The 26030-nt window shown below is 35.2% G+C and carries 29 protein-coding genes, 1 tRNA gene and 1 pseudogene; 20 read left to right on the forward strand and 11 right to left on the reverse strand.

The genetic code is table 11. The annotated features are described in order from the left end of the window. Nucleotide 1 precedes the first annotated feature (1 nt). The 11 genes and pseudogenes from BUB91_RS05805 to BUB91_RS05855 all read left to right on the forward strand — a co-directional run bounded on the left by BUB91_RS05805 (nt 2) and on the right by BUB91_RS05855 (nt 8703). Nucleotides 2-1015: a zinc-binding alcohol dehydrogenase family protein gene (locus BUB91_RS05805; RefSeq protein ID WP_073098157.1), complete on the forward strand. Its 1014-nt coding sequence runs from the start codon at nt 2-4 to the stop codon at nt 1013-1015. A gap of 76 nt (nt 1016-1091) precedes the next feature. Then, entirely contained in the window at nt 1092-1865 is a 774-nt protein-coding gene (locus tag BUB91_RS05810) for an SDR family NAD(P)-dependent oxidoreductase (RefSeq protein ID WP_073098159.1), read from the forward strand. Nucleotides 1866-1884: 19 nt separating this feature from the next. After that, nucleotides 1885-2745, forward strand: a complete 861-nt coding sequence (locus tag BUB91_RS05815; protein WP_073098161.1) for a fumarylacetoacetate hydrolase family protein — start codon at nt 1885-1887, stop codon at nt 2743-2745. After that, nucleotides 2742-3569: an amidohydrolase family protein gene (locus BUB91_RS05820; protein WP_073098163.1), complete on the forward strand. Its 828-nt coding sequence runs from the start codon at nt 2742-2744 to the stop codon at nt 3567-3569. The genes BUB91_RS05815 and BUB91_RS05820 overlap by 4 nt, the downstream gene beginning before the upstream one ends. A 3-nt stretch (nt 3570-3572) precedes the next feature. Next, the gene (locus tag BUB91_RS05825; RefSeq protein WP_073098165.1) at nt 3573-4367 is read left to right on the forward strand and encodes an SDR family oxidoreductase; all 795 of its coding nucleotides are present in this window, start codon (nt 3573-3575) and stop codon (nt 4365-4367) included. A 17-nt stretch (nt 4368-4384) separates the two neighbouring features. Then, complete coding sequence (gene fucP / locus BUB91_RS05830; protein ID WP_073098167.1) at nt 4385-5710, forward strand: L-fucose:H+ symporter permease; 1326 nt, start codon at nt 4385-4387, stop codon at nt 5708-5710. Next, entirely contained in the window at nt 5710-6054 is a 345-nt protein-coding gene (locus BUB91_RS05835) for an L-rhamnose mutarotase (protein ID WP_073098169.1), read from the forward strand. Before fucP ends, BUB91_RS05835 begins: the two co-directional genes overlap by 1 nt. 97 nt (nt 6055-6151) lie before the next feature. Continuing rightward, nucleotides 6152-6283: pseudogene (locus tag BUB91_RS21255) on the forward strand (transcriptional regulator); the annotation flags it as partial. A gap of 382 nt (nt 6284-6665) precedes the next feature. Then, entirely contained in the window at nt 6666-7511 is an 846-nt protein-coding gene (locus BUB91_RS05845) for an SDR family oxidoreductase (protein WP_073098171.1), read from the forward strand. A 3-nt stretch (nt 7512-7514) separates the two neighbouring features. Beyond that, on the forward strand, nt 7515-7772 hold the full coding sequence (locus BUB91_RS05850; RefSeq protein WP_073098173.1) for an Atu4866 domain-containing protein: 258 nt from the start codon (nt 7515-7517) through the stop codon (nt 7770-7772). 16 nt (nt 7773-7788) lie between these two features. Beyond that, complete coding sequence (locus tag BUB91_RS05855; RefSeq protein WP_073098175.1) at nt 7789-8703, forward strand: helix-turn-helix domain-containing protein; 915 nt, start codon at nt 7789-7791, stop codon at nt 8701-8703. A gap of 234 nt (nt 8704-8937) precedes the next feature. On the opposite strand, the gene BUB91_RS05860 is transcribed toward BUB91_RS05855, so the two are convergent. Continuing rightward, nucleotides 8938-9012 (reverse strand) — tRNA-Pro (locus BUB91_RS05860). 243 nt (nt 9013-9255) lie between these two features. On the opposite strand from BUB91_RS05860, the gene BUB91_RS05865 reads away from it, so the two are divergent. Then, entirely contained in the window at nt 9256-9702 is a 447-nt protein-coding gene (locus tag BUB91_RS05865) for a hypothetical protein (protein ID WP_073098177.1), read from the forward strand. Here the strand turns inward: BUB91_RS05865 and BUB91_RS21460 are convergent, their stop codons facing one another. Genes BUB91_RS21460 through BUB91_RS05875 form a run of 3 tightly spaced genes read right to left on the reverse strand, consistent with a single transcriptional unit; the run spans nt 9703 to nt 11253 of the window. Continuing rightward, nucleotides 9703-9825, reverse strand: a complete 123-nt coding sequence (locus BUB91_RS21460; RefSeq protein ID WP_262490530.1) for a hypothetical protein — start codon at nt 9823-9825, stop codon at nt 9703-9705. It lies immediately after the preceding gene. Between the two features lie 47 nt (nt 9826-9872). Then, a complete protein-coding gene (locus BUB91_RS21260) occupies nt 9873-10106 on the reverse strand; it encodes a hypothetical protein (RefSeq protein ID WP_241652567.1) in 234 nt (77 codons plus the stop codon). A gap of 19 nt (nt 10107-10125) precedes the next feature. After that, nucleotides 10126-11253 carry a PQQ-dependent sugar dehydrogenase gene (locus BUB91_RS05875; protein WP_073098179.1) on the reverse strand — a complete coding sequence of 376 codons (1128 nt, stop codon included), beginning with the start codon at nt 11251-11253 and terminating at the stop codon, nt 10126-10128. A gap of 235 nt (nt 11254-11488) precedes the next feature. Between BUB91_RS05875 and trxB the strand changes: the two genes are divergently transcribed. Beyond that, on the forward strand, nt 11489-12445 hold the full coding sequence (trxB, locus tag BUB91_RS05880; protein WP_073098181.1) for a thioredoxin-disulfide reductase: 957 nt from the start codon (nt 11489-11491) through the stop codon (nt 12443-12445). Nucleotides 12446-12528: 83 nt separating this feature from the next. Here the strand turns inward: trxB and BUB91_RS05885 are convergent, their stop codons facing one another. Both BUB91_RS05885 and aroB read right to left on the reverse strand, forming a co-directional pair. Beyond that, nucleotides 12529-12852, reverse strand: a complete 324-nt coding sequence (locus BUB91_RS05885) for a hypothetical protein (RefSeq protein ID WP_073098183.1) — start codon at nt 12850-12852, stop codon at nt 12529-12531. A 75-nt stretch (nt 12853-12927) separates the two neighbouring features. After that, a complete protein-coding gene (gene aroB / locus BUB91_RS05890) occupies nt 12928-14007 on the reverse strand; it encodes a 3-dehydroquinate synthase (RefSeq protein WP_073098185.1) in 1080 nt (359 codons plus the stop codon). 88 nt (nt 14008-14095) lie between these two features. Here aroB and BUB91_RS05895 point away from each other — a divergent pair, with 88 nt between their 5' ends. Beyond that, a complete protein-coding gene (locus BUB91_RS05895) occupies nt 14096-15271 on the forward strand; it encodes a proline dehydrogenase family protein (protein ID WP_073098188.1) in 1176 nt (391 codons plus the stop codon). Between the two features lie 82 nt (nt 15272-15353). On the opposite strand, the gene BUB91_RS05900 is transcribed toward BUB91_RS05895, so the two are convergent. The 5 genes from BUB91_RS05900 to porX all read right to left on the reverse strand — a co-directional run bounded on the left by BUB91_RS05900 (nt 15354) and on the right by porX (nt 19934). Continuing rightward, nucleotides 15354-15740 carry a hypothetical protein gene (locus BUB91_RS05900; RefSeq protein WP_073098190.1) on the reverse strand — a complete coding sequence of 129 codons (387 nt, stop codon included), beginning with the start codon at nt 15738-15740 and terminating at the stop codon, nt 15354-15356. A 15-nt stretch (nt 15741-15755) separates the two neighbouring features. Further along, the gene (locus BUB91_RS05905; protein WP_073098192.1) at nt 15756-16952 is read right to left on the reverse strand and encodes an alanine dehydrogenase; all 1197 of its coding nucleotides are present in this window, start codon (nt 16950-16952) and stop codon (nt 15756-15758) included. A gap of 86 nt (nt 16953-17038) precedes the next feature. After that, complete coding sequence (locus tag BUB91_RS05910; protein ID WP_073098194.1) at nt 17039-17593, reverse strand: hypothetical protein; 555 nt, start codon at nt 17591-17593, stop codon at nt 17039-17041. A 359-nt stretch (nt 17594-17952) separates the two neighbouring features. Then, nucleotides 17953-18360, reverse strand: a complete 408-nt coding sequence (tsaE, locus tag BUB91_RS05920) for a tRNA (adenosine(37)-N6)-threonylcarbamoyltransferase complex ATPase subunit type 1 TsaE (protein WP_073098198.1) — start codon at nt 18358-18360, stop codon at nt 17953-17955. Nucleotides 18361-18383: 23 nt separating this feature from the next. After that, nucleotides 18384-19934 carry a T9SS response regulator signal transducer PorX gene (gene porX / locus BUB91_RS05925; RefSeq protein ID WP_073098300.1) on the reverse strand — a complete coding sequence of 517 codons (1551 nt, stop codon included), beginning with the start codon at nt 19932-19934 and terminating at the stop codon, nt 18384-18386. Between the two features lie 77 nt (nt 19935-20011). Between porX and BUB91_RS05930 the strand changes: the two genes are divergently transcribed. Genes BUB91_RS05930 through BUB91_RS05955 form a run of 6 tightly spaced genes read left to right on the forward strand, consistent with a single transcriptional unit; the run spans nt 20012 to nt 26029 of the window. Continuing rightward, nucleotides 20012-21241 (forward strand): HD domain-containing protein, encoded by a 1230-nt coding sequence (locus tag BUB91_RS05930; RefSeq protein WP_073098201.1) that lies wholly within the window; start codon nt 20012-20014, stop codon nt 21239-21241. Between the two features lie 24 nt (nt 21242-21265). Then, the gene (gene lpxD, locus BUB91_RS05935; protein WP_073098203.1) at nt 21266-22294 is read left to right on the forward strand and encodes a UDP-3-O-(3-hydroxymyristoyl)glucosamine N-acyltransferase; all 1029 of its coding nucleotides are present in this window, start codon (nt 21266-21268) and stop codon (nt 22292-22294) included. Continuing rightward, the gene (locus tag BUB91_RS05940) at nt 22284-23693 is read left to right on the forward strand and encodes a bifunctional UDP-3-O-[3-hydroxymyristoyl] N-acetylglucosamine deacetylase/3-hydroxyacyl-ACP dehydratase (RefSeq protein ID WP_073098205.1); all 1410 of its coding nucleotides are present in this window, start codon (nt 22284-22286) and stop codon (nt 23691-23693) included. The genes lpxD and BUB91_RS05940 overlap by 11 nt, the downstream gene beginning before the upstream one ends. 4 nt (nt 23694-23697) lie before the next feature. After that, on the forward strand, nt 23698-24483 hold the full coding sequence (lpxA, locus tag BUB91_RS05945) for an acyl-ACP--UDP-N-acetylglucosamine O-acyltransferase (protein ID WP_073098207.1): 786 nt from the start codon (nt 23698-23700) through the stop codon (nt 24481-24483). Between the two features lie 43 nt (nt 24484-24526). Continuing rightward, nucleotides 24527-25093: an elongation factor P gene (gene efp / locus BUB91_RS05950; protein WP_073098209.1), complete on the forward strand. Its 567-nt coding sequence runs from the start codon at nt 24527-24529 to the stop codon at nt 25091-25093. 3 nt (nt 25094-25096) lie between these two features. Then, nucleotides 25097-26029, forward strand: a complete 933-nt coding sequence (locus BUB91_RS05955) for a UDP-3-O-(3-hydroxymyristoyl)glucosamine N-acyltransferase (protein WP_073098211.1) — start codon at nt 25097-25099, stop codon at nt 26027-26029. Nucleotide 26030 lies beyond the last annotated feature (1 nt).

Genomic DNA, 26030 nt, shown 5'->3' on the forward strand with positions numbered 1-26030 from the left:
CATGAAATATATTGTTTGTGAAGAACCGGGAATTTTTTTGCTTAATGATAAGCAAAAACCAGAGCGAGCGGCTGATGAAGCATTAATTAAAATTCACCGTGTAGGTATATGCGGTACAGATTTGCACGCATATGCCGGCAATCAGGCATTTTTTAAGTATCCTCGTATTTTGGGGCATGAACTTTCAGGAGAAATCATAGATGTTGGTGATAATCCGCAGAATTTAAAGAATGGGGATCGGGTTTTAGTTATGCCTTATGTAAGTTGTGGTGATTGCGTTGCTTGCCGCCAGGCTAAGACCAATTGCTGTACAAACATTGAGGTTTTAGGAGTGCATACAGATGGTGGGATGCAAGAAGTTCTAGCAATACGCACTGAATTGTTAATCTCTTCAGAGAACCTCTCTTATGATGAAATGGCGTTGGTAGAACCTCTTGCTATAGGAGCCCATGCATTACGAAGAGCTGCATTAAAGGCTGGAGAAACAATTGTTGTTGTTGGCTGTGGCCCTATAGGAATAGGTATATTAAAGCTTGCTCAACTTCAAGGAGCTCATACGATTGCTCTTGATGTAGCTGAATCAAGATTAGAATTTGTAAAAGAAAAAATAGGAGTTGATCATATCGTTAACGTGTCTCAAAATGCCGTAGCCGAAGTTGCAAAAATCACAAATGGAGAGCTGGCAACAGCTGTATTTGATGCTACCGGAAATAAAAGAGCTTTAGAAAGTGGCGTAGATTATATGGCACATGGAGGTCGTTATATATTGGTGGGCTTATCTAAAGACGACTTACTATTTAATCACCCGGCAATACATGCAAAAGAGTCAAGCATCTTGTGTAGCAGAAACGCTACTCTTGAAGATTTTCAACTGGTATTAAATAATTTGAAGCACTTTCCTTCAGATGTTTTTATAACGCATAAGGTGAATTTTACCGAAATGATTACACATTTTGATTCGTGGTTATCACCTGAAAACAAAGTAATTAAAGCAATGGTTAGCTTTACAGATTAATTATTAAATTCATTTATGATCAATACTATAACGATTTCATAAAAAGAAAAATTAAATTAATGCATTAATTCAAACTATGAAGTTTAATTTAAAAAACAAAACCGCAATAGTAACTGGAGCGGGTAGTGGTATAGGTAAAGCTATAGCTACAACACTTGGAAGCCATAATGCTCACGTACATATTTTTGAGCTGAATGAAGAATTAGCTACTAACACAGCCCAAGAAATTGAACGTTTTGGAGGTAAAGCTACGGCGCATCTTTGTGATGTCACCAACCAAAAAGAAGTTTTAGAGCTCCTAGAAAGTATTTCAAAAACTTCGACGATAGATATTCTGATTAATAATGCAGGTATCGCTCATATAGGTTCTTTAGAAAAAACTTCTGTAGAAGACTTAGACCGTGTTTATGCCGTTAATATAAAAGGAGTTTACAATTGTATGTATGCAGCAATTCCATTTATGAAAAAAAGTGGAGGAGTCATTCTTAACATGACATCAATAGCCTCATCGGTAGGTATTGCAGATCGGTTTGCTTATTCGATGTCAAAAGGGGCAGCCTTAACGATGACGTATTCAGTAGCAAAAGATTATCTGGAATATGGTATTCGTTGTAATTGTATTTCTCCGGCACGTATTCATACTCCTTTTGTAGATGGTTTTATAAAGAATAATTATCCGGGAGAAGAAGCTGAAATGTTTGATAAACTTTCAAAAACACAACCTATAGGACGTATGGGAAAACCTCAGGAAGTAGCAGATTTAGCTTTGTATCTCTGTTCTGACGAAGCTTCATTTATAACCGGTACAGAGTTTCCTATTGACGGAGGTTTTATAAAATTGAATAATTAAAAACATATAAAAAGGATTCATGAAATTAATACGATTTGGGGAATTAAATAATGAAAAACCCGGAGTTCAACTTGCAGATACTACTAAAATAGATGTTTCAGAATTTGGAGAAGATTATACCGAACAATTTTTTGAAACCGATGGTTTAAACCGATTAGAAAAGTGGTTAAACGAAAACCAGTCTAGTTGTAAGGTTTTACCTGAAAACACACGTTTGGGATCTCCCATTGCCAGACCATCTAAACTGGTTTGTGTAGGTCTAAATTATGCAAAACATGCAGCAGAAAGCGGTATGGATCTACCTAAAGAGCCGGTGTTGTTTTTTAAAGCAACTTCATCAATTGTAGGTCCTTACGACACGGTTGTTATTCCTAAAGGAAGTACCAAAACAGATTGGGAGGTAGAACTTGCGGTTGTTATAGGCAAGAAAGCTTCTTACGTTTCAGAATCAGAGGCACTTGATTATGTCGCCGGTTATGTGCTTCATAATGATGTAAGTGAACGAGCTTTTCAATTAGAACGGGAGGGACAATGGGTAAAAGGAAAAAGCTGCGATACGTTTGCACCATTAGGTCCGTTTTTAGCAACAAAAGATGAGGTTAAGGATCCTAATAATTTGCATTTATGGCTTAAGCTAAATGGAAAAACCATGCAAGATAGTACGACTTCAGATTTAGTGTTCAACATACAAGAGGTGGTTAGTTACATCAGTCAGTTTATGACCTTATTGCCTGGTGATGTTATCTCTACAGGAACGCCTTTTGGAGTAGGTCTGGGTTTAAAACCACCGCTTTATTTAAAACAGGGCGATGTGATGGAATTGGGAGTTGAAGGTTTGGGTATATCAAAGCAAGAAGTTGTAGCCTACGAGAACTTATGATTATTGACAGCCACCAGCATTTTTGGGTTTACAATCCTATAAAGCATTCTTGGATTGCTGATTCTATGGCTGCGATACGAAAGGATTTTTTACCTGCTGATTTAAAAGCAATTTATGCTGATCAGCAGGTTGATGGATGTGTTGCAGTACAGGCAGATCAGACCAATTCAGAAACTGATTTTTTAGTAAAACTGGCTGCTGAAACCAGTTTTATAAGGGGAGTAGTTGGCTGGGTAGATTTGCAAAATTCTAATATTGAAGAACTTCTTGAAAAACGTTCACACGATAAAATCGTTAAAGGATTCAGGCATATAGTTCAAGGAGAATCAGATCCTAATTTTTTACTTCGGAAAGAATTTCTGACAGGGATAACTGCTTTAGGTCATTTTGATTATACCTATGATATTTTAGTGTTTCCACATCAATTGGTTTCCGTGTTAGAGTTTGTAAAGAAGTTTCCACAGCAAAAATTTGTACTGGATCATTTAGCTAAGCCTTACGTAAAAGATGGTTTTTATGAGGGATGGGCTGCGGTGATGCAATTGGTTGCTGAATGTGAAAATGTATCCTGCAAGCTTTCAGGATTAATAACCGAAGCAGATTATAAATACTGGACTTCCCAAGATTTACACCCGTACATGGAACTCGTTCTGGAAGCATTTGGACCTTCCAGATTATTATTTGGTTCAGATTGGCCTGTGTGTCTTGTCGCCGGAACATTTGCGGATGTAAAACGAACAACAGAAGACTTCATCAATAAATTAAGTGAAGATGAACAGCAAAAAATAATGGGTATTAACGCCATTAACTTTTACAATCTCTAAATTATGAATTTAAACTTAGAAGGAAAAGTAGTTTTAGTTACCGGTTCTGCAGGAATGCTAGGTAGCATAGGACACACTGTGGTTTTTGCCTTGGCAGAAGAAGGAGCAATTCCCGTTTTATTAGACCGCAATTCTCGTGGTTTTGAATATGAAAATCAGTTGCAGGAAAAAGGAATTGACAGCACTTTTTATCAAACCGATTTATCTGATACTGAGCAAATCAAAAAATCAATAGAAAAACTTACTGAAAAATACGGTCGTATTGATGCAATCATCAATAATGTGGGAGTTAATGATGGTATATCATTAGAAGGCTCAATAGCCGATTTTATGTACTCTTTAAAACTGAATCTGGTGAGTTTTTTTGCAACAGTTAAATATGCATTACCATTATTGAGAAAGAGCAAAGGTTCTATTTTAAATGTTGGGTCTAAAGTAGCCCTTACCGGTCAGGGAGGTACTTCCGGCTATGCTGCAGCAAAAGGGGGAGTTTTAGGTCTTACTCGAGAATGGGCAGTAGATTTGATACGAGATGGTATCCGTTGTAATGCATTGATTATAGCAGAAAGTTATACGCCTGCTTATGAAAACTGGATAGATACTATGGAGCATGGAGCCGAAAAATTACAAGCTATTCAAAATACAATTCCTTTTGAAACCAGAATGACCACACCACAAGAAATAGCAGATACCATTCTGTTTACTATTTCAGATAAATCTTCACATACCACCGGACAATTTTTATTTGTAGATGGGGGATATGTACATCTTGATCGAGCGCTTTTACCGGCAAAATAATATAGAGACTTAAAATGATGAGTACTAAATCTAAAACGCCTTTGGTAGCAAAATCTGTTTTGTTACCCTTTATATTAATTACCTCATTATTTGCTTTATGGGGTTTCGCAAACGATATAACTAATCCTATGGTCTCTGCCTTTAAAAAGGTTTTAGAACTAGATAACTTTCAAGCCTCATTGGTTCAGCTTGCTTTTTATGGAGGTTATTTTACGATGGCGTTGCCTGCAGCAATATTTGTAAACAAATATTCTTATAAAAAAGGAATTCTTTTAGGTTTAGGTCTATATGCGTTGGGAGCATTACTTTTTTATCCGGCAGCTGCGTATGAAGAATTTGGGTTCTTTCTTGCAGCACTTTACATTTTAACCTTTGGTTTAGCGTTTTTAGAGACTACTGCTAACCCTTATATTCTCTCTATGGGTTCCGAAAAAACTGCTACTCAGAGACTAAATTTAGCTCAAGCTTTTAATCCTATGGGAGCGCTCCTAGGATTGATAATTGCTCAAAAGTTTATTCTTGCCTCACTTCAGTCTGATGATTTATCAGCTGACGGAGTTCCAGTTTTTTCAACTTTAGGAGAAGAAGGAAAAGCGGTTATAAGAACTGCAGATTTAGCTGTAATTAGAGACCCCTATGTGATACTTGGTCTTGTCGTCATTGCTTTTTTTGTAATTATAAATATTGTAAAAATGCCACAAAACAAGGAGCAAGAAGGTAAGGTAGATATCGGAAAGTCAATTAGACGTCTGTTTAAATCCAAGAAGTTTGTAGGAGGAGTGATTGCCCAAGCATTTTATGTGGGAGCTCAGATAATGTGTTGGACCTATTTATATCAATATGCAGAATCCTTTGGGATAGATAATACCAAAGCGGTCAATTATGGGATAGCAGCATTAATTGTTTTTCTCACCGGAAGATGGATAGGCACCGCATTGCTGAAATATATTAACTCCGGCAAATTGCTTTTATTTTTTGCTTTAGGTGCTTCTTGTTGCACACTCATAACAATTTTTATTCCCGGTATGGTAGGTCTTATTGCACTTGTAAGTATTTCTTTTTTTATGTCTATAATGTTTCCTACAATTTATGGGATTGCCCTTGAAGGACAGGGTGAGGATTCAAAATTTGGAGCTGCTTTTTTAGTAATGGCAATTGTAGGAGGAGCCCTCATGCCAGCATTGCAAGGATTAATACTTGATTTAGGAGGTTCTGGTTATACAGACACAACAATACTGGGAATACCTGAAGTTAATTTTTCTTTTATGCTTCCGTTAGTTTGTTTTGTAATCATTGGCATATATGGAAGAGATGTTTATAAAAATTACAAGTTAGAAGATTGATGAAAAATTCAAATCGATTATGCTTTGCTTGTGATCTTAAAGACGATCCTTTTCTTATTGCTGAGTATAAGAAGTATCATAAAGCGGTATGGCCTGAGATTTTAAAGAGTATAAAAGATGCAGGAATTCTCAATATGGAAATTTACTTGTGTGAGAATCGTCTTTTTATGATTATGGAAGTTGCAGATAATTTTAAGCTGGAACAAAAAAAGCACATGGATTTAGAAAATCCTAAAGTTCAGGAATGGGAAAAACTAATGTGGGATTACCAACAAGCCCTTCCAAAAACTAATAAAAATGAAAAGTGGATTCCAATGGAATGTATTTTTAAGCTTGATAGTTAATTTTTTTTATTGATTATTCCAATAGAGTAAATTAAGGTATTGTAAGTTTCCACAATTCGGCATTGGTAATAACTAGAGAATTGGAACTTTTGCTGCTTACAATTGTACTTTCAATCCCATTGATAAACTTGTTGAATCTTACGAGGAAAACAAGAAACTATACGAGCGCTTAGTTCAGGCAGAGCAAGATAAGGTGGCTTATTTGGAAGAGTTGCTTAAAAAGAATTAATTGCTTTAACACAACGATTTACGCGACACTTAGCCACAAAAGTAAGCAATTAGTCTTATTGTTAAGGAAATCTTAATTTTACACTTTTAAAAAGCGGTTTTCATACACTCTTCATACACTATCCTAGGCTTTGCCTAGGGGATGCCTGGGAGTTGACCTACTTTTGGCTTGAATTTGACCTACTTTTGACTTGTTTTTTGACCCGTAATGTGGGAAAGTTTATCGCTTTCTACTGCCTTACTTTCCAAATATTAAACGCCTAAGGGTAATATAAACTCAAGCTTAAAATAAAAGTAGATTTAACTATACTTTTCTTAGATATGGAAAAGTAAATGGTTTGCTATTCACCCAACTTTGTATTCTAATTTAAATCTAAAGAAATATGAATACTAAAAAAGTATGGTTTGTTACTGGAGCATCTAAAGGCTTAGGGTTAACACTTACAAAAAAATTACTTGCTCAAGGCTTTAGTGTAGCTGCCACTTCAAGATCTAAAATGTCCTTGATTGAAGAAATTGGAGAAGAAAATAAAACATTCTTACCCATCGAAATGGATTTGACCGAAAACCAAAAAGTTAAGGACGGCATAGATGCTACAATCAGTCATTTTGGTAGGATTGACGTTCTAGTTAATAATGCCGGGTATAGTCAAATTGGAACTTTAGAAGAACTTTCTGAAAAGGAAGTAGAGACTAATTTTAATGTTAATGTGTTTGGTTCTCTCAATGTCATTAGAAATGCATCTCCATATTTACGTAAGCAACAATCAGGGCATATTTTTAACCTATCGTCTATAGGTGGTTATACCGGAAACTTTGCAGGTTTTGGGATATATTGCTCTACAAAGTTTGCAGTTGCTGGGTTTACAGAGGCTTTAGCAGAAGAAATGAAGCCATTTGGCGTCAACACCACTTTAGTATATCCCGGTTATTTCAGAACAAATTTTTTATCAGAAGGCTCGGTTCAGACTCCAGCTAATCCCATTGAAGATTACAAAGCTGCTCGGGAAATGGAACTAGCGCATATCAATGACATCAATGGCAATCAACCCAACGATCCCGAAAAGGCAGCAGACGTATTTATTGCTTTAAGTCAACAAGAAAATCCACCTGTACATTTTTTTATGGGAGAAGATGCATACCATTACGCAAATTTAAAAATTGAAACAATCCAAAAAGCTATGGAAGAAAACCAAGTTTTAGGAAATTCAACAGGTTTTATCAATTAGATTATGGAACAAGAAACAACAGAAATATCAAAAGATTACATTGGTATGTGGGTCACCAAAGACGGAAATATACGTCACGAGTTATTACCTAATAATCGATATGACGAAGCAAGAGGCAATAGAAAAAGTGCTTATCAAGGAGATTATACAATAATTGGAAATCATATTGACTATAAAGATGACACAGGTTTTACAGCTGATGGAGAATTTAAAAACGGAATTCTTTATCACGCAGGAATGGTTTTTTACAAAGAAAACTAATCACTAATTTTAAAGAATGAAAACACTATTTCGATTTAAAGCTCTAAGTGAATTTCACAATTATAGTAATTTACCCAAACCAGAGCATCCATTAATTAGTCTGGTTGATTATAGTAAAGTGAACTATCCAAAAGATGCAAATGAAATTAAATGGATACAGGATTTTTATTCCATTGGGTTAAAGCGAAATGTAAGCGAAAAATTCAATTACGGACAGCAAAATTATGATTTTGACGAAGGTGTACTGTCTTTTGTGGCACCTCAACAAATCCTGAACATTCAAATAAATCAAAATATAAAAGTAAATGCCTCTGGGTGGTTATTATTGATCCACCCAGATTTTTTATGGAATACAGCCTTAGCAGCATCTATTAAAAAGTATGATTTCTTTGGTTACGCCGTTAATGAGGCCCTCTTTTTATCAGAAAAAGAAGAAGCCAATTTAGTGGAATTATTTAAAAACATTCAAAGAGAATATCAATCTGATATTGATAAATTCAGTCAAAATATAATTATTTCACAGATTGAGCTATTATTGAATTTTGCTGAACGTTATTATGAACGACAATTTATTACAAGGAAAATTACCAATCACCAAATCCTCACCAGATTGGAAGAACGCTTAAATCACTATTTCGATAACCCAGCTATTTTAGCCAATGGAATTCCGACTGTCAATCAAATTGCAAACGATTTAAATCTTTCACCTAATTACTTAAGCAGTGTGCTGAAAGCTAGCAGTGGTCAAAGTACCCAACAACACATACATAATAAACTAATTGAGAAGGCAAAAGAAAAATTATCATCTACAGAATTGAGTATAAGTGAGATTGCTTATCAATTAGGGTTTGAATACCCTGCATCATTCAGTAAATTATTTAAGAATAAAACCAATAGTTCTCCTATTGAATTTCGACATTCTTTTAATTGAACAAAACACTACATCTAACACCATTTATCGTTACAGAAAAGTGAAAAACATTAGTTACAAAAAAAACCTAAACTGTATTGAAAAGCAATTTTAGATATATTTACGATAATTTTACGCACCGAATTGCACACATTTGCCTTGATTTTAGATGATATCAGATGGTATCATAAAAAATGAAAAGCCTGTTAATTCATTGATTAACAGGCTTTTTGATATAAACCAAGATTTGGTTCGTCGGGATGAGAGGATTCGAACCTCCGATCTCGCGCCCCCCAGACGCGCACTTTAACCGGACTAAGCTACATCCCGAATTTTTTAGGCTGCAAATATAAATATTTGAGTTAGATACCAAAGACTTTAAATTAGAATAGGACAATTCTTTTTAACGAGTCTTAAAATTAATATTCAAGACTCGTAGAATACCTTTGTAATATTTTTAATAAATTAAATTAATCGTTTAACTATTTATAAATTATAACGTTATAGTTTGTTAATTGTATATTTTTTGTACCTTAATAAGAGAAAAATGTTCAATTCCTCAATCCTTGTATTATGAAACTTTCACTTATTACGTTACTTTTTTTGATCTGTACTTCTTGGAGTACAAATAATCTTGTCCCTAAGCAGGATAATGATTTATTAATTAGAGGTACTTGGGAACTGCGTGATTTTTATCATTATGATGAAAATCAAATTACAGATACCGTTTCCACAACAGATGGTTACCGCCAAATTAAAATGTATACTAAAGATCGTGTTATGTGGACACGTTATGTGCCTAAAGATTCTGTTGAATGGTTTGGTTACGGAAGCTATGTAGCTTCAGAAGATCAGCTCATAGAAACGCTGGAGTACGGTTCTGAGAGTATGATGAATGTAATAGATACTCTAAGAATCTTTACGTTTGAACTTCAAATTTCAGAAGATGAATACAGTCAAATTACCGTAGATGAAGAGGGTAACCGTATTTTTTCAGAAAATTATAAGCGTATTGAATAATCACTTTTCAATTAGCGCTACTTTCTTTTCAGTAATTCTTTTTGATGATGTATTGCCCCAAGAGTTTAAGATGTAATTCATAACATCTGCTACTTCATCATCATACAAGCCTAACGGAGTCATTATACTATTGGAGATGGCTCCGTTTACTTTAGTTCTCCTTTAAGGCCCTATTTGATTGCTTTTATAGCTTTTATTCTGTTTTCTAATAAGAAGTCAGCTTGTGCCAGAGGAGGAAATGTGCCGGTAGCCATATGGCACTGCATCAAAAGTCTTCCTAGACAACTTGACCACGTTTTATGCTTGCTGTAAGTGAGGTGTCTTGCTGATTGGTAATATATTCTGTATTGAAATTTCTTACCGGTTTGTTTTCGGTATAAATTACGAGAAATACAATACTGCATGTAATGAAAATTAGATTTTTCAATTTTTGATAAGTTTTACAATTCCTACTCCTTCAACACCTACATAAACAAAACCATCAGGACCTTGAATTACATTGCGTACGCGGCCAATACCATCTAATAGTTTCTCTCTTTTCACAACTTTATCAGTGTCTAAATAAAGAGCTTCGAGATAAACAAATTTGAGAGAACCTACTAAAATGTTTCCGCTTAACTCAGGGTATTGATTTCCTGTCACCCAAGCCATTCCGCTAGGTGCGATAGAAGGAACCCAATAATAGAGAGGATCTTCCATTCCCTCTTTTTTAGTTTGATCTGTAATATCGGTACCGCTGTAATTGATACCGTAAGTAATCACAGGCCAGCCATAATTAGCACCTTTTTTAATAATATTAATTTCATCTCCACCACGCGGACCGTGCTCGTGAACCCATATTTCTTGAGTTTTAGGATTGATTATCATTCCTTGCGGATTGCGATGCCCGTAGGACCATATAGCCTCTTTGGCATTTGCTTCTCCTACAAAAGGATTGTCTGTCGGGATGCTTCCATCTCTATTTAAGCGATATACTTTACCGTTATCTCGTGTTATATCTTGTGGATTGACATCTCGTTCTCCTCGTTCACCTGCAGTAAAGTAAACGTGACCAGAATTGTCAAAAACAATTCGGCTTCCCCAGTGTTGTCCCTTTGTAGTATTTGGGGAAGCTTTATAAAGAACTTCCTGATCTGTTAAGCTAGTTTCAGACAGTTTAGCACGCATTAAAGCGGTATTACCACCTTTTTCAGAACCTTGGGTAGAAGAGTAGGTAATGTAAATCCATCCATCGTCTGCGTAATCTGGACTTAAGCATATATCTAGCAAACCTCCCTGCCCACGATTATAAACTTCAGGAACTCCTTCAATTTCAGTTTTGATTCCATCTTTAAAATGAATAAGCTCCCCAGATTTTTCAGTAATTAGCAAACTTCCGTCAGGTAAAAAAGCCATACCCCAAGGATTTATAAGGTCTGGAACAACAACTTCGTGCGAATAAACTTCAGAAACTGTTATAGGAATATCATTTGCTTTAACTTCTTTAGGATTTTGACCACAAGCCAAAAATGTAGTTAATAAGGTAAAGAATACAAGCGTACTAATTTTCATATCAATTTATTTGATTTAAAAATAATCAAAACAAACTTCAATACAATTATTTAACAAAGCTATATCTGTAAATTTGCAATGTTAATAACGACTTATAATTGTGCTTTGTAAGCTCTTATAAAGTGTTTTTAATAAAGTATTTTTGTATGAATATTTAATGCCTTTTGGTGACTTCTTAATTTAGATAGAGGTCTTTTTTATTTAAAATTCCACATTGTGGACTAAAATAACTTATATGTCAGTAGAACGAATTAAATGTCTAATTATAGGATCTGGACCTGCGGGTTATACCGCTGCAATATATGCTTCGCGTGCAGATTTAAAACCTGTAATGTATACCGGAATGGAGCCCGGAGGACAGTTAACTACAACCACAGAGGTTGATAACTTTCCCGGTTATCCGGAAGGAATAGATGGACCTACGATGATGGTACAACTGCAGAAACAAGCAGAACGTTTTGGTACCGAAGTGCGCATAGGAATGATTACTAAAGTTGAATTTTCTTCTGAAATAGGAGGGATTCATAAAGCGGTTGTAGACAATACCACTGAAATTGAAGCGGAAACCGTAATAATCTCAACAGGAGCAACAGCTCGGTATTTAGGCTTACCGAGTGAGCAAAAATTGCGTGGAGGAGGAGTTTCTGCATGTGCGGTTTGTGACGGTTTCTTCTATAAAAAGCAAAATGTTGCAATCGTAGGTGGTGGAGATACTGCTGCAGAAGAAGCTACCTATCTTGCTAATATTTGTGAGCATGTTACCATGTTAGTACGTAAAGATGAGATGCGTGCATCTAAAGCTATGCAACACCGTGTTAACTCTCGTAAGAACATCACAGTTCTATACAATACAGAAGTTGATGAAGTTTTAGGAGAACAGGTGGTAGAAGGTCTTAGAATGATTAATAGTGAGACTAAAGAAACTTCTGAAATTGAAATAACAGGTTTATTCATTGCTATAGGTCATAAACCTAATACTGATATCTTTAAAGGTCAGTTAGAAATGGACGAAACCGGTTATATTTTAACTGAAGCTAAATCTACTAAAACTGCTAAGCCTGGAGTTTTTGCAAGTGGAGATGTGCAAGATAAAGAGTATAGACAAGCGATTACCGCTGCTGGATCTGGTTGTATGGCAGCCTTAGATGCAGAACGTTATTTGGCATCAATAGAACAGGAAGTAGAAGCCTAAAATTCATTTCAAATAGATTAAATAAAAAATGCTCTCGATAATTTGAGAGCATTTTTTATTTATAATGAAGATTGAGCAAAGAATTAATCTTCTTCATCATCATCCGATTCTTCAGGAAGATCATCATCCTCTGCAATTTTTTCAGGGATTTCGCTGATTGGTTCTGTTAGATCTTCATCATCATAGTCGTCTACATCATAATTTTCCATAGAGGTTTCAAGCTTTTTACTCACTTTAACCAGATAAATGGTATCTGCAGTACGAACTTCAACACACTCGATGAGTTCATTTTTTGCATTTTTAAAAGATATGATTTGATCATCATCATATCCGTAGGGGTACTTATCAACCAAGAGTGCTAAAATCTCGGGGGTAAGCTTCTTAAAATCAACAATAACGCGACGCATAAATAATTTTTAATAATTGGTGCAATATGTGGTTAAATGTAAAAAAAAACGATTGGGTTCTGCAATACTAATCTATTATTTATTGCTTAATTTTTTATAATAGTCAAAAGCCTTAAAAATCAGTTCGTTTGAAACCTCTTGATTTAATACCGGTTTGCCTATTGCATCAAGGAGCACAAAATAGATAAGACCGTGACTATTTTTCTTGTCGTATTTAAGCAATGTAATGATCGCTTCAATATCTTTTTCTTCAAAGTTAATGTATGGATAAAAGCTTAAAATAGCTTTAGAAGTCTCATCACAGGTGTCTTTACCTAAAGATCTAAGTTCGGTAGAAAGAAAATTAGCTAACACCATGCCAACAGCAATAGCCTCACCGTGAAGCAAACGGTTTTTTTCATCACTTTCCATAAAGTAAGACTCTATAGCATGGCCTAAAGTATGTCCGTAATTGAGACTTTTTCTAATATTTTGCTCAAATGGATCTTCTAAAACAACCTCATTTTTGATAGCGATAGACTGTCTAATTAACTCACCCAGACTTTCAATATTTGAATATTTTGTATCTTTTACAGTATTCCAATAGCTTTCAGAATTTATAAGTCCGTGTTTAAGCATTTCAGCATAACCGCTGCGCAATTCTTCTATAGGAAGTGTACCTAGAAAAGTAGTGTCAATTAAAACCATCTCAGGATTACTAATGACACCTATTTGATTTTTTAAGGGACCAAGGTCTACACCGGTTTTTCCGCCTACAGAAGCATCTACCATCGCGAGTAGGGTAGTAGGGATATTTATAAAATCTATTCCTCGTTTAAAACAACAAGCCACAAAACCACCCAAATCTGTAACCACGCCACCACCAAGATTTATTAAGGCACTTTTGCGATCGGCATTCAATTCAGATAAAACATTCCAAACTCCTTCACAAGTTTCTAAGTTTTTAAACTCTTCACCGGGATCAACCTCAATAATTTCTATAGTTTGGCTGGTTTCAACATTCTGAAGGAACTGAGCCAAGCAATACTCGTGTGTATTACTATCTACTAAAATAAAAAGTATACTGTAGTTTTTTTCTTTTAATAAGACATTCAGATTTTCGTAGCCGTGATTCCCAAAAGCTATTTTGTAATCCTTTGCTTGAATTGCTTGCATGTTAAAGTTATTTTGGGCTGTGAAATTAATATCTTTTTAGGTAATTCCCTTTGTGATTTAATTATATTTGCCGCCTAAATTTTCGAATATGTTAGAGCAAAGAATATTTGACAATACTAAAAATGCATTCGCTTTAAAATCAGATAGTGAACTAGAGCGTGCATATTTTCTATTTAAGATGATATCGCTACAACCTTTAGTAAAGATAGGTACTGCCGTTACACGTTTTGCATTGAATGCAAGCTTGCCTGTAGAAGGACTGATACGTGCCACTGTTTTTGATCATTTTTGTGGCGGTGTAAGTGAGAAAGATTGTGTGTCAACTATTGATGCAATGTATGATAAAAATGTACATTCAGTTTTAGATTTTTCTGTAGAAGGAAAAGAAACTGAAGCTCTTTTTGATGCGGCTTTAGAACGGGTGATCAGTCTTATAGAATTTGCTAAAAATAGACCAGGAATGCCATTTTCTGTTTTTAAACCTACCGGATTTGGGAGATTTGAAGTTTGGAGAAAAGTTACCGAAAACGAAAAACTAACTCCTACTGAAGAAAAAGAATGGCAACATATTCAAGAACGTTTTCATAAAGTATGTAATAAAGCAAAAGCTTGTGACATAAAACTGCTTATAGATGCCGAAGAAAGCTGGATGCAGGGCGCTGTTGATGATTTGGTACTAGAAATGATGCAGACTTACAATAAAGAGAAACCTATTGTGTTTACAACGCTACAGTGTTATCGTTGGGATCGTTTAGCTTATCTAAAAGAATTGCATCTTGATGGTATTGACAAAGGATATCATTTGGGAATTAAAATCGTTCGTGGCGCTTATATGGAAAAGGAGCGTGCAAGAGCAGATGAAAAAGGCTACGCTTCTCCTATTTGTAAAGATAAACCTGAAACAGATGCACATTTTAATGCGATGCTGGTTTACATCTTTGACAACCTTGATGATATTTGGGCATTTATAGGAACACATAATGAAGAAAGTAATTATCTGGCGATAGAAATAATGGCGCAAAAGGAAATTGCAAATGATGATTCTAGAGTTTGGTTTGGGCAATTGTATGGTATGAGTGATCACATCAGCTATAATCTTGCAGAAGCCGGTTATAATGTTGCTAAGTATGTACCTTTTGGCCCCGTTAAAGATGTGATGCCTTATTTAATAAGACGCGCCGAAGAGAACACATCAGTTGCTGGTCAAACAAACAGAGAGCTAACATTAATTCAAGAAGAACGCAAACGCCGAAAAATTGAATAATTAATTGGATTTTTCAGTTAGCAAAAAAAAGAGTCTTTTAAGTATTTAAAAGACTCTTTTTTTGTGATCATTTTTTTAAATATTATTTCATTTCTGAAATGCTAAGAACTTCAAATTTTTCATCACAAAGTTCGAGAGTTGTAATGATAGGGGTTGGCATTGTTTTTTGAGAATTAATGGTGTAAAATCCACAAGGTTCTTTTTGAGTATCACTATTACTGAAATCTACTTCGCCTTCTAAGAAAACCGTATTGAGGTCAGTTGTATCTAGCTTTAAAGCGCTTAGCTGTTTTTCAGCATTTTCAGAAAGTGAATACCCGTTATTTCTAATGGTTTTTAAAACTCGAGCATTAGGCATATAATCGCAAGAAGGCAATTCAACACCGCTTCCTTTGATAAAAAATGCTAACAAAATAAGACCAATAGCAAAGCCACCTAAGTAAAAACCGAATCTATATAAAAATTTCATGTAACGGATTAAGAATTAAAAAAACAGGAGATTAATATCTCTAAACGGAAGGTCAAACCATTCTGCGACAGATTTACTGGTTAAAATTCCGCGGTAAAAGTACAACCCGTTTTTTAAACCTTTGTTCATACGCAGACTATTTTCTAGTCCGCCATGTTCACCAATTTCAAGAAGGTATGGTGTGAAAATGTTACTGATTGAAAGTGAAGACGTTCGGGCATATCTAGATGGAATATTAGGAACGCCGTAGTGTATCACACCATGTTTTATAAATGTAGGCTTATCGTGTGAAGTAACCTCACTCGTTTCAAAACAACCGCCCATATCTATACTTACATCAATTATAATAGAGCCCGGTTTCATATATTCGATCATTGTTTCGGTAACAATAACCGGTGAGCGATCATTACCTCTTACCGCTCCAATAGCTACATCACAACGTCGTAAAGACTTTAATAAGTTTTTAGGTTGAATTGTAGAAGTATATAAGGGGTGTCCTACATTAACTTGAAGATTACGCAGTTTAGTTAGAGAATTATCAAAAACTTTTACGTTAGCTCCAAGTCCTAGAGCAGATCGTGTAGCGAATTCACCTACTGTTCCGGCACCTATAATCACAACTTCAATAGGAGGTACACCGCTAATATTACCGAACATCAAACCATTTCCTTCATCTTGGCGAGACATAATCTCAGAAGCAATAAGCACTGATGCAGTGCCGGCAATTTCGCTTAAAGCTCTAACAGCAGGATAAGTGCCGTCTGCATCCTTGATAAATTCAAAAGCGAGTGCGGTTATACGTTTTGTGGCAAGAACTTTAAAATATTCTTTCTTTTGTGTTTTTAACTGAAGGGCAGATATAATTACCGTTTGCGGATTAACCAGTTCGAGTTCTTCTAGCGATGGTGGTTCTACTTTAAGAACCATCGGGCAACCAAAAACTTTAGAACGATCTGCGGTGATTTCTGCTCCTGCTTCAGAATAATCATGGTCTGTAAAACGAGCATCTTCACCCGCTTTCGATTCCATTAAAACTCGATGACCGTGAGCAATTAAAGCGCCAACAGCATCTGGTGTGAGGCAAACTCGTTTTTCCTGAAAATGATTTTCTTTAGGAATACCTATAAAAAGAGAACCTTTACGTTGCTCTATTTCAAGTTTTTCTTCCTGTGGAATAAGTTGTTCGCGTGTAAACGGACTGTTTGAAATCATTTTAAAAATTATGGAATACTAGACCTCAAAGTAAGTATAAATATAGAGAATAGAAAAGTTGATTTATAATGAAAGATTTTTATTGATTAACCCATATATAAGGGCTCGTCATCATCATCATCATCATTATCATTTGAAGTATATTTAGAATTGACTTGTTCATCTTTAATATCTCCTTTAATAGAAACCCGTTCCAATTCAGAAAGATCAATATTATGAATACGATCAAAGATTTTCATTCTTATAGTGTAAAGAAATATAAATGCAATTAATATCAATGGAGCTAAATAATAAATTTCAATACTGTCCTTGTAAAATACATCTTCGTTAAACAAACTATATATCTGAAAAAGAAACATACATATAGGAATAATTAGGGCGTGGTACCACCAATGTTTACAAGTAAAAAACCATATTAATAACAGCATAAGTGGAATAAGTTTGCTAAAAAATAACCATCCTGCTACATTCACACTTTGATAAAAACCACTTTCATAGCGAATATCAAATCCAAAAAAAGAGGTTTCCCAAACTTTTACGTCTGGAAAACCTTCATATAAATAAAAAAAGTATGGCGTTGCTGCTATAAAAGCAGCAATAAGACTACCCGTTAGTAGGGACTCTGATCTTAGTTGGGTCAACTTTTTTCGCTGCATAGTCTGCGTTGCTTTCTTGTGCTGTGTATGTAACTGCTGTTGCGCCTGCAATTAAAAGACCTAGGAGTAATGCTTTAATTTTCATAATAATAAAATGTGTTTGAGTATTAATGATTTGTTGATTCAAATATCAAAAACCTTATATACAAATCCGCATTTTATAATAACACTACCTTTGCAACTAGAATAATTTATTTAACGCACTTCAACGATTATATTATTAGTGCCAATTTATGAATAATTAATTTACTCGTACAAATTTTAAGTACAACTTTTAATGAAAGTTCGACGTGTAAGAAATTTCTTCAAAAGGGATAAAACCCCATTAACGTATTTTTAACATTTTATTGAAACTCTATTTTTCGTTTAGTTACATTAATCGAACTAATTTTCGCTGAATGGACATCATTTTCAAGTAAAGTGTTAATTTTTTGAGGCCATTCAATTAATTTTAGACTGTCAGTCTCCAATATTTCTTCAATACCAAGATCAAAGGCTTCATTTTCGTTTTTTAGGCGGTATAAATCTAAATGAAAAATGGTGTGATTATCTGCTGTTCTGTATTCATTAATAAGCGAAAAAGTTGGACTCGAAACCTTATCATTCGAGCCCAACTCTTTAACAATAGCTTTTATAAGTGTTGTTTTACCCGCACCTAAATCACCATAAAATAGAATTGTAGAGTATTTTAAATGATCAATCAACGTTTTTGCGATATTACTCACTTCAGATAAATCATAGTCTATTTCCATACTATTCGTTTTAAATTATTCCATTAGCGGGGGTTTAAAACTACAAAAGGAATGATAACCTCTTCTAATGATACACCACCATGTTGATAGGTATTGCGAAAATAACTAACGTAATGATTATAATTATTGGGGTAAGCGAAGAAAAGGTCTCCTTTGGCAAAAATGAATGAGCTACTCATATTAATAGTAGGCAAGTGGATTGCTTTTGGTTCTTTTGCTTCTAAGACATCTTTCTTTTCGTAAGTTAAACTACGACCAGTCTTGTATCTCAAATTCAAACTGGTGTTTTTGTCACCAATGACCTTTGAAGGGTTTTTTACATTTATGGTTCCGTGGTCTGTTGTGAGAATGATTTTGAAACCGAGTTGTTGCGACTTTTGAATCATTTCTAACAAAGGCGAGTTTTTAAACCAACTTTCTGTAAGTGAACGATAGGACTTATCATTGCTTGCTAACTCTTTTATTACTTCCATTTCTGTTTTAGAATGGCTAAGCATATCAACAAAATTGTAAACCAATACGGTTAAGTCATTATTCTTAAGAGCATTAAAATTCTCTACTAGTTTCTTTCCGCTTTTAAGATTGGTAATCTTATGATATTCCCATTTTAAATTTAAGCCTAAGCGTTTAAGTTGAGCATCTAAGAATTTATCTTCATTCATGTTTTTTCCACCTTCATCGGTATCATTCAGCCATAAATCCGGATGCTTTTTTTCCATATCACTAGGAGTCAATCCAGAGAAAATTGCATTTCTCGCATATTGGGTAGCTGTAGGCAGTATACTATAATATGTGCTTTCGCTTTCTTTTTTATAATAGTTACTTATAATAGGCTCAAAAGATTTCCACTGGTCGTATCTTAAATTATCGATTACTATTAATAAGACTGGATCTTCACTTTTACCTAAATGCGGAACGATTTTGTCTTTAAATAAAGTGTGAGACATCGTAGGTCTATCTTCATCAGTAAACCAATCTTCATAATTGCGTTCTACAAATTTGAAGAATTGATTATTGGCTTCCGTTTTTTGAGATTCAAGAATTTCTTGCATACTTTGATCCTCGATGCTTTCTAACTCTAATTCCCAATAAATAAGCTTCTGATAAAGTTCTGACCACTCTTCGTAAGAGTTGACCTGAGCCATATCCATTGCAATTTTTCTAAACTCCTGCTGGTAATTGAGCGTCGTTTTTTCTGAAACTAAACGGCTTGTGTCTAGATTCTTTTTTAGACTTAAAAGAATTTGGTTAGGATTCACCGGTTTTATTAAATAATCGGCGATTTTAGAACCTATCGCTTCTTCCATAATATATTCTTCCTCACTTTTGGTAATCATAATTACCGGTAGAGTGTCTCTTTTTGACTTTATTTCGCTCAGCGTTTCAAGTCCTGTTAAACCGGGCATATTTTCATCAAGAAACACAACATCAAAGTTCTGTTCTTCAACTAATTCTATGGCTTCCGTACCACTTTGACAGGTGGTAACATCATAATTTTTCTTTTCTAAAAAAAGGATATGTGGTTTAAGTAAATCAATCTCATCATCAACCCACAGTATTTTTATCGTACTCATAATAGTATCTTTGTTATAGAACTGGTTATAAAACCAACTCAAATGCGCTTTAGCGTAAATAATTTAAAGCCTTTCTATTGAAGACTTCTAACAAACTTACAATAATTAACGACCCTATATATGGGTTTATTACGATACCTAAAGGACTTATTTTTGATCTTATTGAGCATAAATACTTTCAGCGGCTGCGCAGAATCTCCCAGATGGGGATGTCATATTTAGTATATCCCGGAGCTCATCACACCCGTTTTCATCATGCGATAGGTTGCTTGCATATTATGAGAAAAGCTTTAGAAAAGCTTGAACAAAAGGGTGTTGAGATTTCTGAAGACGAAAAACAGGCTGCAATGATTGCAATTTTGCTTCACGACATTGGTCACGGTCCCTTCTCTCATGCTATGGAAAATAGTATTGTAGAAGACGTGCATCACGAGCAAATATCGCTTCAATTTATGCAGGCGCTCAATGAGGAGTTTAACGGAAGTTTAACCCTTGCTCTTAATGTTTTTAAGGGAAGCTATCACCGACCGTTTTTACATCAGCTAGTGTCCGGGCAATTAGATATGGATCGTACCGACTATCTAAAACGGGACAGTTTTTATACAGGTATGGCTGAAGGCAACATCAATACAGACCGTATTCTTGCGATGCTCCATGTGAAAAATGACGAGTTGATGGTAGAGGAGAAGGGAATTTACACCATAGAGAAGTTTCTCGTAGCACGTCGCTTGATGTACTGGCAGGTTTATTTACATAAAACCAGTTTGGTCGCAGAGCAAATTTTAGTACGTGTTTTAATGCGTGCTAAAGAGCTGACTCAAATGGGTGTTGACTTACCAGCAAGTAAGCCATTGGCTTTTTTTCTTAAAAAGAAAAACGCAGAAGGTGTTTTTGATCAGTATGCACTTGAAGTTTTTTCGTTGTTAGATGATTATGATATCATTTCAGCAATGAAAGCCTGGTGTGACGAAGAAGATTTTGTTTTAAGCAGGCTTTGTAAAATAATTATAGATCGCCGGCTTCCGCGAATTAAAATAAAGAAAAAGCCTTTTAAAAGTGAGTTTATTAAAACTGAAAAAGAGCGAGTAAAAGAACAATACAATATTTCTGAAGAAGAAGCAGGTTACTTTGTTTTTACAGGAGCAATAACCAATCAAGCCTATACCTTTAAAAAAGAAGCCATTAATATTTTGACAAAAAAAGGAAAGGTCGTTGATGTGATTTCAGCAAGTGATCAATTGAGTCTTAAGGCGCTCTCCAAGGTGATTACAAAAAACTATATCTGTTACCCGAAGCATTTAAATTAACCCTTTTTTTCTATTTTTGCGATGATGAAATTTACAGCTGAACAAATTGCTGGAATTTTAGAAGGTTCTGTAGATGGCAATCCTGAAGTAGAAGTTTCTAAACTTTCAAAAATTGAAGAAGGAAAGCAGGGATCGCTAACGTTTTTAGCGAATCCTAAATATACCTCATATATATATAAGACTAAAGCCTCAATAGCTATAGTAAACAAAGATTTTCAACCCGAACATGAGCTTGATATAACGCTTATACGTGTAGATGACGCTTATAAATCGTTTTCAAAACTCTTGGAATACTACAATCAGGTGAAGCTTAATAAAACCGGAATAGAAGAACCGGTTTTTGTTTCTGATAGTGCATCCTATGGTGAGAATATTTATTTAGGTGCTTTTGCCTACTTGGGGAACAATGTGAGAATTGGTGATAATGTAAAAATTTATCCCAATGTTTACATTGGTGACAATTGTGTTATTGGTAATAACTGTGTCATTTTCCAAGGAGCAAAAATTTATTCAGATAGTATTCTTGGCGATACCGTTTATATTCATAGCGGATCTATAATTGGTGCAGATGGTTTTGGTTTTGCTCCTAATGAGTCTGGTGAATACAGCCGTATTCCGCAAACTGGTAATGTAGTAATTGAAGATAATGTTGATGTAGGTGCAGGTACAACTATAGACCGTGCTACTTTGGGTTCTACAATTATTCGAAAAGGGGTAAAGCTAGATAATCAGATACAGATTGCTCATAATGTTGAGATAGGTGAACACACAGCTATTGCTGCTCAAACAGGGATTGCTGGTTCAACTAAAATCGGTAAAAACTGTCTTATAGGTGGTCAGGTAGGTATTGTGGGTCATATAACTATTGGAGATCGAGTTAAGATACAGGCACAGTCAGGAATTGGTCGTAATTTAAAAGACGACGAGACCGTACAAGGTTCTCCTGCATTATCATATAGTGACTTTAATAAGTCTTATGTACATTTTAAAAATTTACCAGGTTTGGTACAACAAATAAATAATTTGGAAAAACAAAAATCCAATGATAAGTAAAGCTGAAGGAAAGCAAAAAACAATCGCCGGTGAGGTTTCCTTGACCGGCGTTGGTTTACATACGGGTAAAAACGTGACCCTTACATTTAAACCTGCGGAAGAAAATACGGGTATGTTTTTTAAACGTGTTGATCTTGAAGGTCAGCCTATAATAGAAGCTAATGCAGACTATGTAGTGAATACTCAAAGAGGAACAAACCTCGAAAAAATGGGAGTTCATATTCAAACAAGCGAGCACGTTCTCGCTGCTTGTGTAGGGCTAGGTATTTATAATATTTGTATCGAACTAAATGCTTCTGAACCTCCTATAATGGACGGTTCTTCAAAGTTTTTTGTCGAAGCACTTGAAAAGGCAGGAATTGTTGAGCAAGAAGCTTGCATAGAAGAATATGTTGTAACTGAAGTAATCAGTTATGTAGATGAAAACTCAGGTAGTGAGATTATGTTGATGCCTTCTGATGAGTATCAACTTACTACGATGGTAGATTTTGGCACAAAAATCTTAGGCACTCAAAATGCCAGCATAAAAAGTATAACAGAATTTAAAGACCAAATTTCAGACTCAAGAACGTTTAGTTTTCTTCACGAGATAGAAATGCTTCTTGAACATGGTTTGATTAAAGGTGGTGACCTTAATAATGCCATTGTTTATGTAGATAAAGAGTTATCTCCACAAACAATGGACAAACTGAGAGAAGCTTTTAATAAAGATTCTATTTCAGTAAAGCCTAATGGTATATTAGATAACCTTACGCTACATCATCCTAACGAAGCTGCACGTCACAAATTATTAGATGTAATTGGTGACCTTGCACTTGTGGGTATGCCGATAAAAGGTAAGGTAATCGCTAATAAACCCGGGCATTATGTGAACACGCAGTTTGCAAAAAAACTAAAAAAAATCATCAAATTAGAAAAACGTAATAACGTACCTAATTTTGATTTATCTAAGCCGCCAGTAAAAGATGTGAATGCGATTATGGCTATGTTGCCACATCGTTCACCATTTTTACTGGTAGATAAAATATTAGAAATAACAGATACGGGAGTTGTAGGTTTAAAAAACGTTACGATGAACGAGCCTTTTTTTGTTGGGCATTTTCCAGGAGCACCTGTAATGCCAGGAGTACTTCAGGTAGAAGCGATGGCGCAAACTGGGGGTATTCTCGTTCTAAGTACCGTTCCAGACCCTGAGAATTATCTGACTTATTTTATGAAAATAGATAATGTTCGCTTTAAACAACAAGTTGTACCAGGCGATACATTAATTTTTAAATTAGATTTACTTTCACCAATTCGCAGAGGAATCTGTCATATGCAAGGAAGCGCGTATGTTAACGGCAAATTAGTTTCTGAAGCAGAGCTTATGGCTCAAATCGTAAAAGTAAAGAAAGACTAGATTTATGAATCAACCCTTAGCATATGTTCATCCTGGCGCCAAAATCGCTAAAAATGTAGTGATAGAGCCTTTTACCACAATTAATAATAATGTGGTTATTGGTGAAGGCAGCTGGATAGGATCTAACGTAACCATAATGGAAGGTGCACGTATCGGTAAAAACGTGAGTATTTTTCCGGGAGCTGTAATATCTGCTGTTCCGCAGGATAAGAAATTTGAAGATGAAGATACTGTAACTATTATTGGTGACAACACAACCATTAGAGAGTGTGTTACTATAAACCGTGGTACTTCTGATCGTATGAAAACTCAAATAGGAAACAACTGTTGGATTATGGCTTATAGTCATATTGCACATGATTGCATCGTAGGTGATCACTGTATCTTTTCAAATAACAGTACTTTAGCTGGTCATATTCTTGTTGGAGATTACGTTGTTTTGGCTGGTATGGCAGCAGTTCAACAATTTTGCACAATTGGTAGTCACGCATTTGTAACTGGTGGTTCACTAGTGCGAAAAGACGTGCCTCCTTATGTGAAGGCAGGACGCGAACCGCTTTCTTATGTAGGTATCAATTCTATTGGATTGAGAAGGAGAGGTTTCTCTACCGAAAAGATTAGAGAAATTCAGGATATTTACAGGATACTCTATCAGAAAAATTACAACAACACGCAGGCGGTTAATATAATTGAAGCTGAAATGGAAGCAACTCCAGAGCGAGATGAAATCCTTCAATTCATTAGGAATTCGCAGCGCGGTATTATGAAAGGTTATTTTACAACAAACTAATTTTTTTCCGCATTGCGGAATAGCATAGAATTAAAATTTAATTATGGCAAATACATCAGATATTCGTAATGGAATGTGTATTCATTACAACCACGATATTTATAAGATTATTGAATTTTTACACGTAAAACCAGGTAAAGGTCCTGCTTTTGTTCGTACAAAATTAAAAAGTGTTACTAACGGAAAAGTGTTAGATAATACCTTTTCTGCGGGTCATAAGATTGAAGAAGTACGTGTAGAAACTAAAGGATATCAGTTTTTATATGAAGATGGCGAATGGTATCACTTTATGAATACTGATGATTATACGCAGATACGCCTTTTAGAATCTGCTTTAGATCAGCCCGGACTTTTAAAAGAAGGGGAGGTTGTTTCTATCGCGATTAATACGGAAGATGGGTTACCACTTTCAGTAGATATGCCGGCTCACGTGATACTTACTGTAACAGCTACAGAGCCTGGAGTTAAAGGAAATACCGCGACTAATGCAACAAAACCTGCAACTGTAGAAACAGGAGCAGAAGTTTCTGTACCTTTATTTATAAATGAAGGAGATAAGATCAAGGTCGAAACTGAAAAGGGTACTTACAAAGAGCGTATTAAAGAATAGCAATTGAAATTTCCACAAAAACATACCTTAGCTCAGATTGCTACAATTCTTGATGTTGAATTTGTAGGCAATGCTGAATTTCCAGTTTACGGAATTAATGAAATTCACGTTGTTGAACCGGGTGACATTGTTTTTGTTGACCATCCTAAATATTACGACAAAGCTTTAGAGTCTGCTGCTACGATTGTTTTGATCAATAAAAAAGTAGATTGTCCAGAAGGTAAAGCTTTACTTATTTCTGAAGATCCCTTTTCTGATTTTAATAAACTCACCCGTTATTTTAAACCTTTTGAGAAAGCAACAGCTTCAATAGCTGCAACTGCTCAAATAGGAACAGGAACAATAATCCAACCTAATTGCTTCATTGGCAATAATGTCAAAATAGGTAAAGATTGTTTAATTCACGCAAATGTTACCATTTACGACAATGCTGTGATAGGAAATGGCGTTACCATACATTCCGGAGCTGTTTTAGGAGGAGATGCTTTCTATTATAAAAAACGGGATACCGGTTTTGATAAATTGGTTTCTGGCGGTAGAGTTGTTATTCATGACTTTGTTGATATTGGAGCACTTTGCACAATAGATAAGGGGGTTTCTGGAGACACTATAATTGGTGAAGATTCAAAACTAGATAATCAGGTACACATAGGTCACGATACTCAAATAGGAAAACGTGTGCTTATTGCGGCCCAGTCTGGTATTGCAGGATGTGTTATTGTTGAAGATGATGTTGTGATCTGGGGACAAGTTGGGATTGCCAGCGGTATTACTATTAAAGAGAAAGCTACAATATTTGCCCAAAGTGGTGTAGGGAGAACCTTGGAAGGTGGTAAGTCATATTTAGGGACACCTGCCGAAGACAGCAAGAAAAAGTTTAGGGAACTGGCGTCAATTCGTCAAATTCCTTATATTTTAGAACAAATAAAAAAATAAA

This window comes from Leeuwenhoekiella marinoflava DSM 3653, assembly GCF_900129005.1.
Taxonomy (GTDB): domain Bacteria; phylum Bacteroidota; class Bacteroidia; order Flavobacteriales; family Flavobacteriaceae; genus Leeuwenhoekiella; species Leeuwenhoekiella marinoflava.

Bases quoted from the DNA above. Each gene is read 5' to 3' on its own strand.
- BUB91_RS05805 (WP_073098157.1), top strand. From the start codon at position 2: ATGAAATATATTGTTTGTGAAGAACCGGGAATTTTTTTGCTTAATGAT.
- BUB91_RS05810 (WP_073098159.1), top strand. From the start codon at position 1,092: ATGAAGTTTAATTTAAAAAACAAAACCGCAATAGTAACTGGAGCGGGT.
- BUB91_RS05815 (WP_073098161.1), top strand. From the start codon at position 1,885: ATGAAATTAATACGATTTGGGGAATTAAATAATGAAAAACCCGGAGTT.
- BUB91_RS05820 (WP_073098163.1), top strand. From the start codon at position 2,742: ATGATTATTGACAGCCACCAGCATTTTTGGGTTTACAATCCTATAAAG.
- BUB91_RS05825 (WP_073098165.1), top strand. From the start codon at position 3,573: ATGAATTTAAACTTAGAAGGAAAAGTAGTTTTAGTTACCGGTTCTGCA.
- fucP (WP_073098167.1), top strand. From the start codon at position 4,385: ATGAGTACTAAATCTAAAACGCCTTTGGTAGCAAAATCTGTTTTGTTA.
- BUB91_RS05835 (WP_073098169.1), top strand. From the start codon at position 5,710: ATGAAAAATTCAAATCGATTATGCTTTGCTTGTGATCTTAAAGACGAT.
- BUB91_RS05845 (WP_073098171.1), top strand. From the start codon at position 6,666: ATGAATACTAAAAAAGTATGGTTTGTTACTGGAGCATCTAAAGGCTTA.
- BUB91_RS05850 (WP_073098173.1), top strand. From the start codon at position 7,515: ATGGAACAAGAAACAACAGAAATATCAAAAGATTACATTGGTATGTGG.
- BUB91_RS05855 (WP_073098175.1), top strand. From the start codon at position 7,789: ATGAAAACACTATTTCGATTTAAAGCTCTAAGTGAATTTCACAATTAT.
- BUB91_RS05865 (WP_073098177.1), top strand. From the start codon at position 9,256: ATGAAACTTTCACTTATTACGTTACTTTTTTTGATCTGTACTTCTTGG.
- BUB91_RS21460 (WP_262490530.1), bottom strand. From the start codon at position 9,825: ATGACTCCGTTAGGCTTGTATGATGATGAAGTAGCAGATGTTATGAAT.
- BUB91_RS21260 (WP_241652567.1), bottom strand. From the start codon at position 10,106: ATGCAGTATTGTATTTCTCGTAATTTATACCGAAAACAAACCGGTAAG.
- BUB91_RS05875 (WP_073098179.1), bottom strand. From the start codon at position 11,253: ATGAAAATTAGTACGCTTGTATTCTTTACCTTATTAACTACATTTTTG.
- trxB (WP_073098181.1), top strand. From the start codon at position 11,489: ATGTCAGTAGAACGAATTAAATGTCTAATTATAGGATCTGGACCTGCG.
- BUB91_RS05885 (WP_073098183.1), bottom strand. From the start codon at position 12,852: ATGCGTCGCGTTATTGTTGATTTTAAGAAGCTTACCCCCGAGATTTTA.
- aroB (WP_073098185.1), bottom strand. From the start codon at position 14,007: ATGCAAGCAATTCAAGCAAAGGATTACAAAATAGCTTTTGGGAATCAC.
- BUB91_RS05895 (WP_073098188.1), top strand. From the start codon at position 14,096: ATGTTAGAGCAAAGAATATTTGACAATACTAAAAATGCATTCGCTTTA.
- BUB91_RS05900 (WP_073098190.1), bottom strand. From the start codon at position 15,740: ATGAAATTTTTATATAGATTCGGTTTTTACTTAGGTGGCTTTGCTATT.
- BUB91_RS05905 (WP_073098192.1), bottom strand. From the start codon at position 16,952: ATGATTTCAAACAGTCCGTTTACACGCGAACAACTTATTCCACAGGAA.
- tsaE (WP_073098198.1), bottom strand. From the start codon at position 18,360: ATGGAAATAGACTATGATTTATCTGAAGTGAGTAATATCGCAAAAACG.
- porX (WP_073098300.1), bottom strand. From the start codon at position 19,934: ATGAGTACGATAAAAATACTGTGGGTTGATGATGAGATTGATTTACTT.
- lpxD (WP_073098203.1), top strand. From the start codon at position 21,266: ATGAAATTTACAGCTGAACAAATTGCTGGAATTTTAGAAGGTTCTGTA.
- BUB91_RS05940 (WP_073098205.1), top strand. From the start codon at position 22,284: ATGATAAGTAAAGCTGAAGGAAAGCAAAAAACAATCGCCGGTGAGGTT.
- lpxA (WP_073098207.1), top strand. From the start codon at position 23,698: ATGAATCAACCCTTAGCATATGTTCATCCTGGCGCCAAAATCGCTAAA.
- efp (WP_073098209.1), top strand. From the start codon at position 24,527: ATGGCAAATACATCAGATATTCGTAATGGAATGTGTATTCATTACAAC.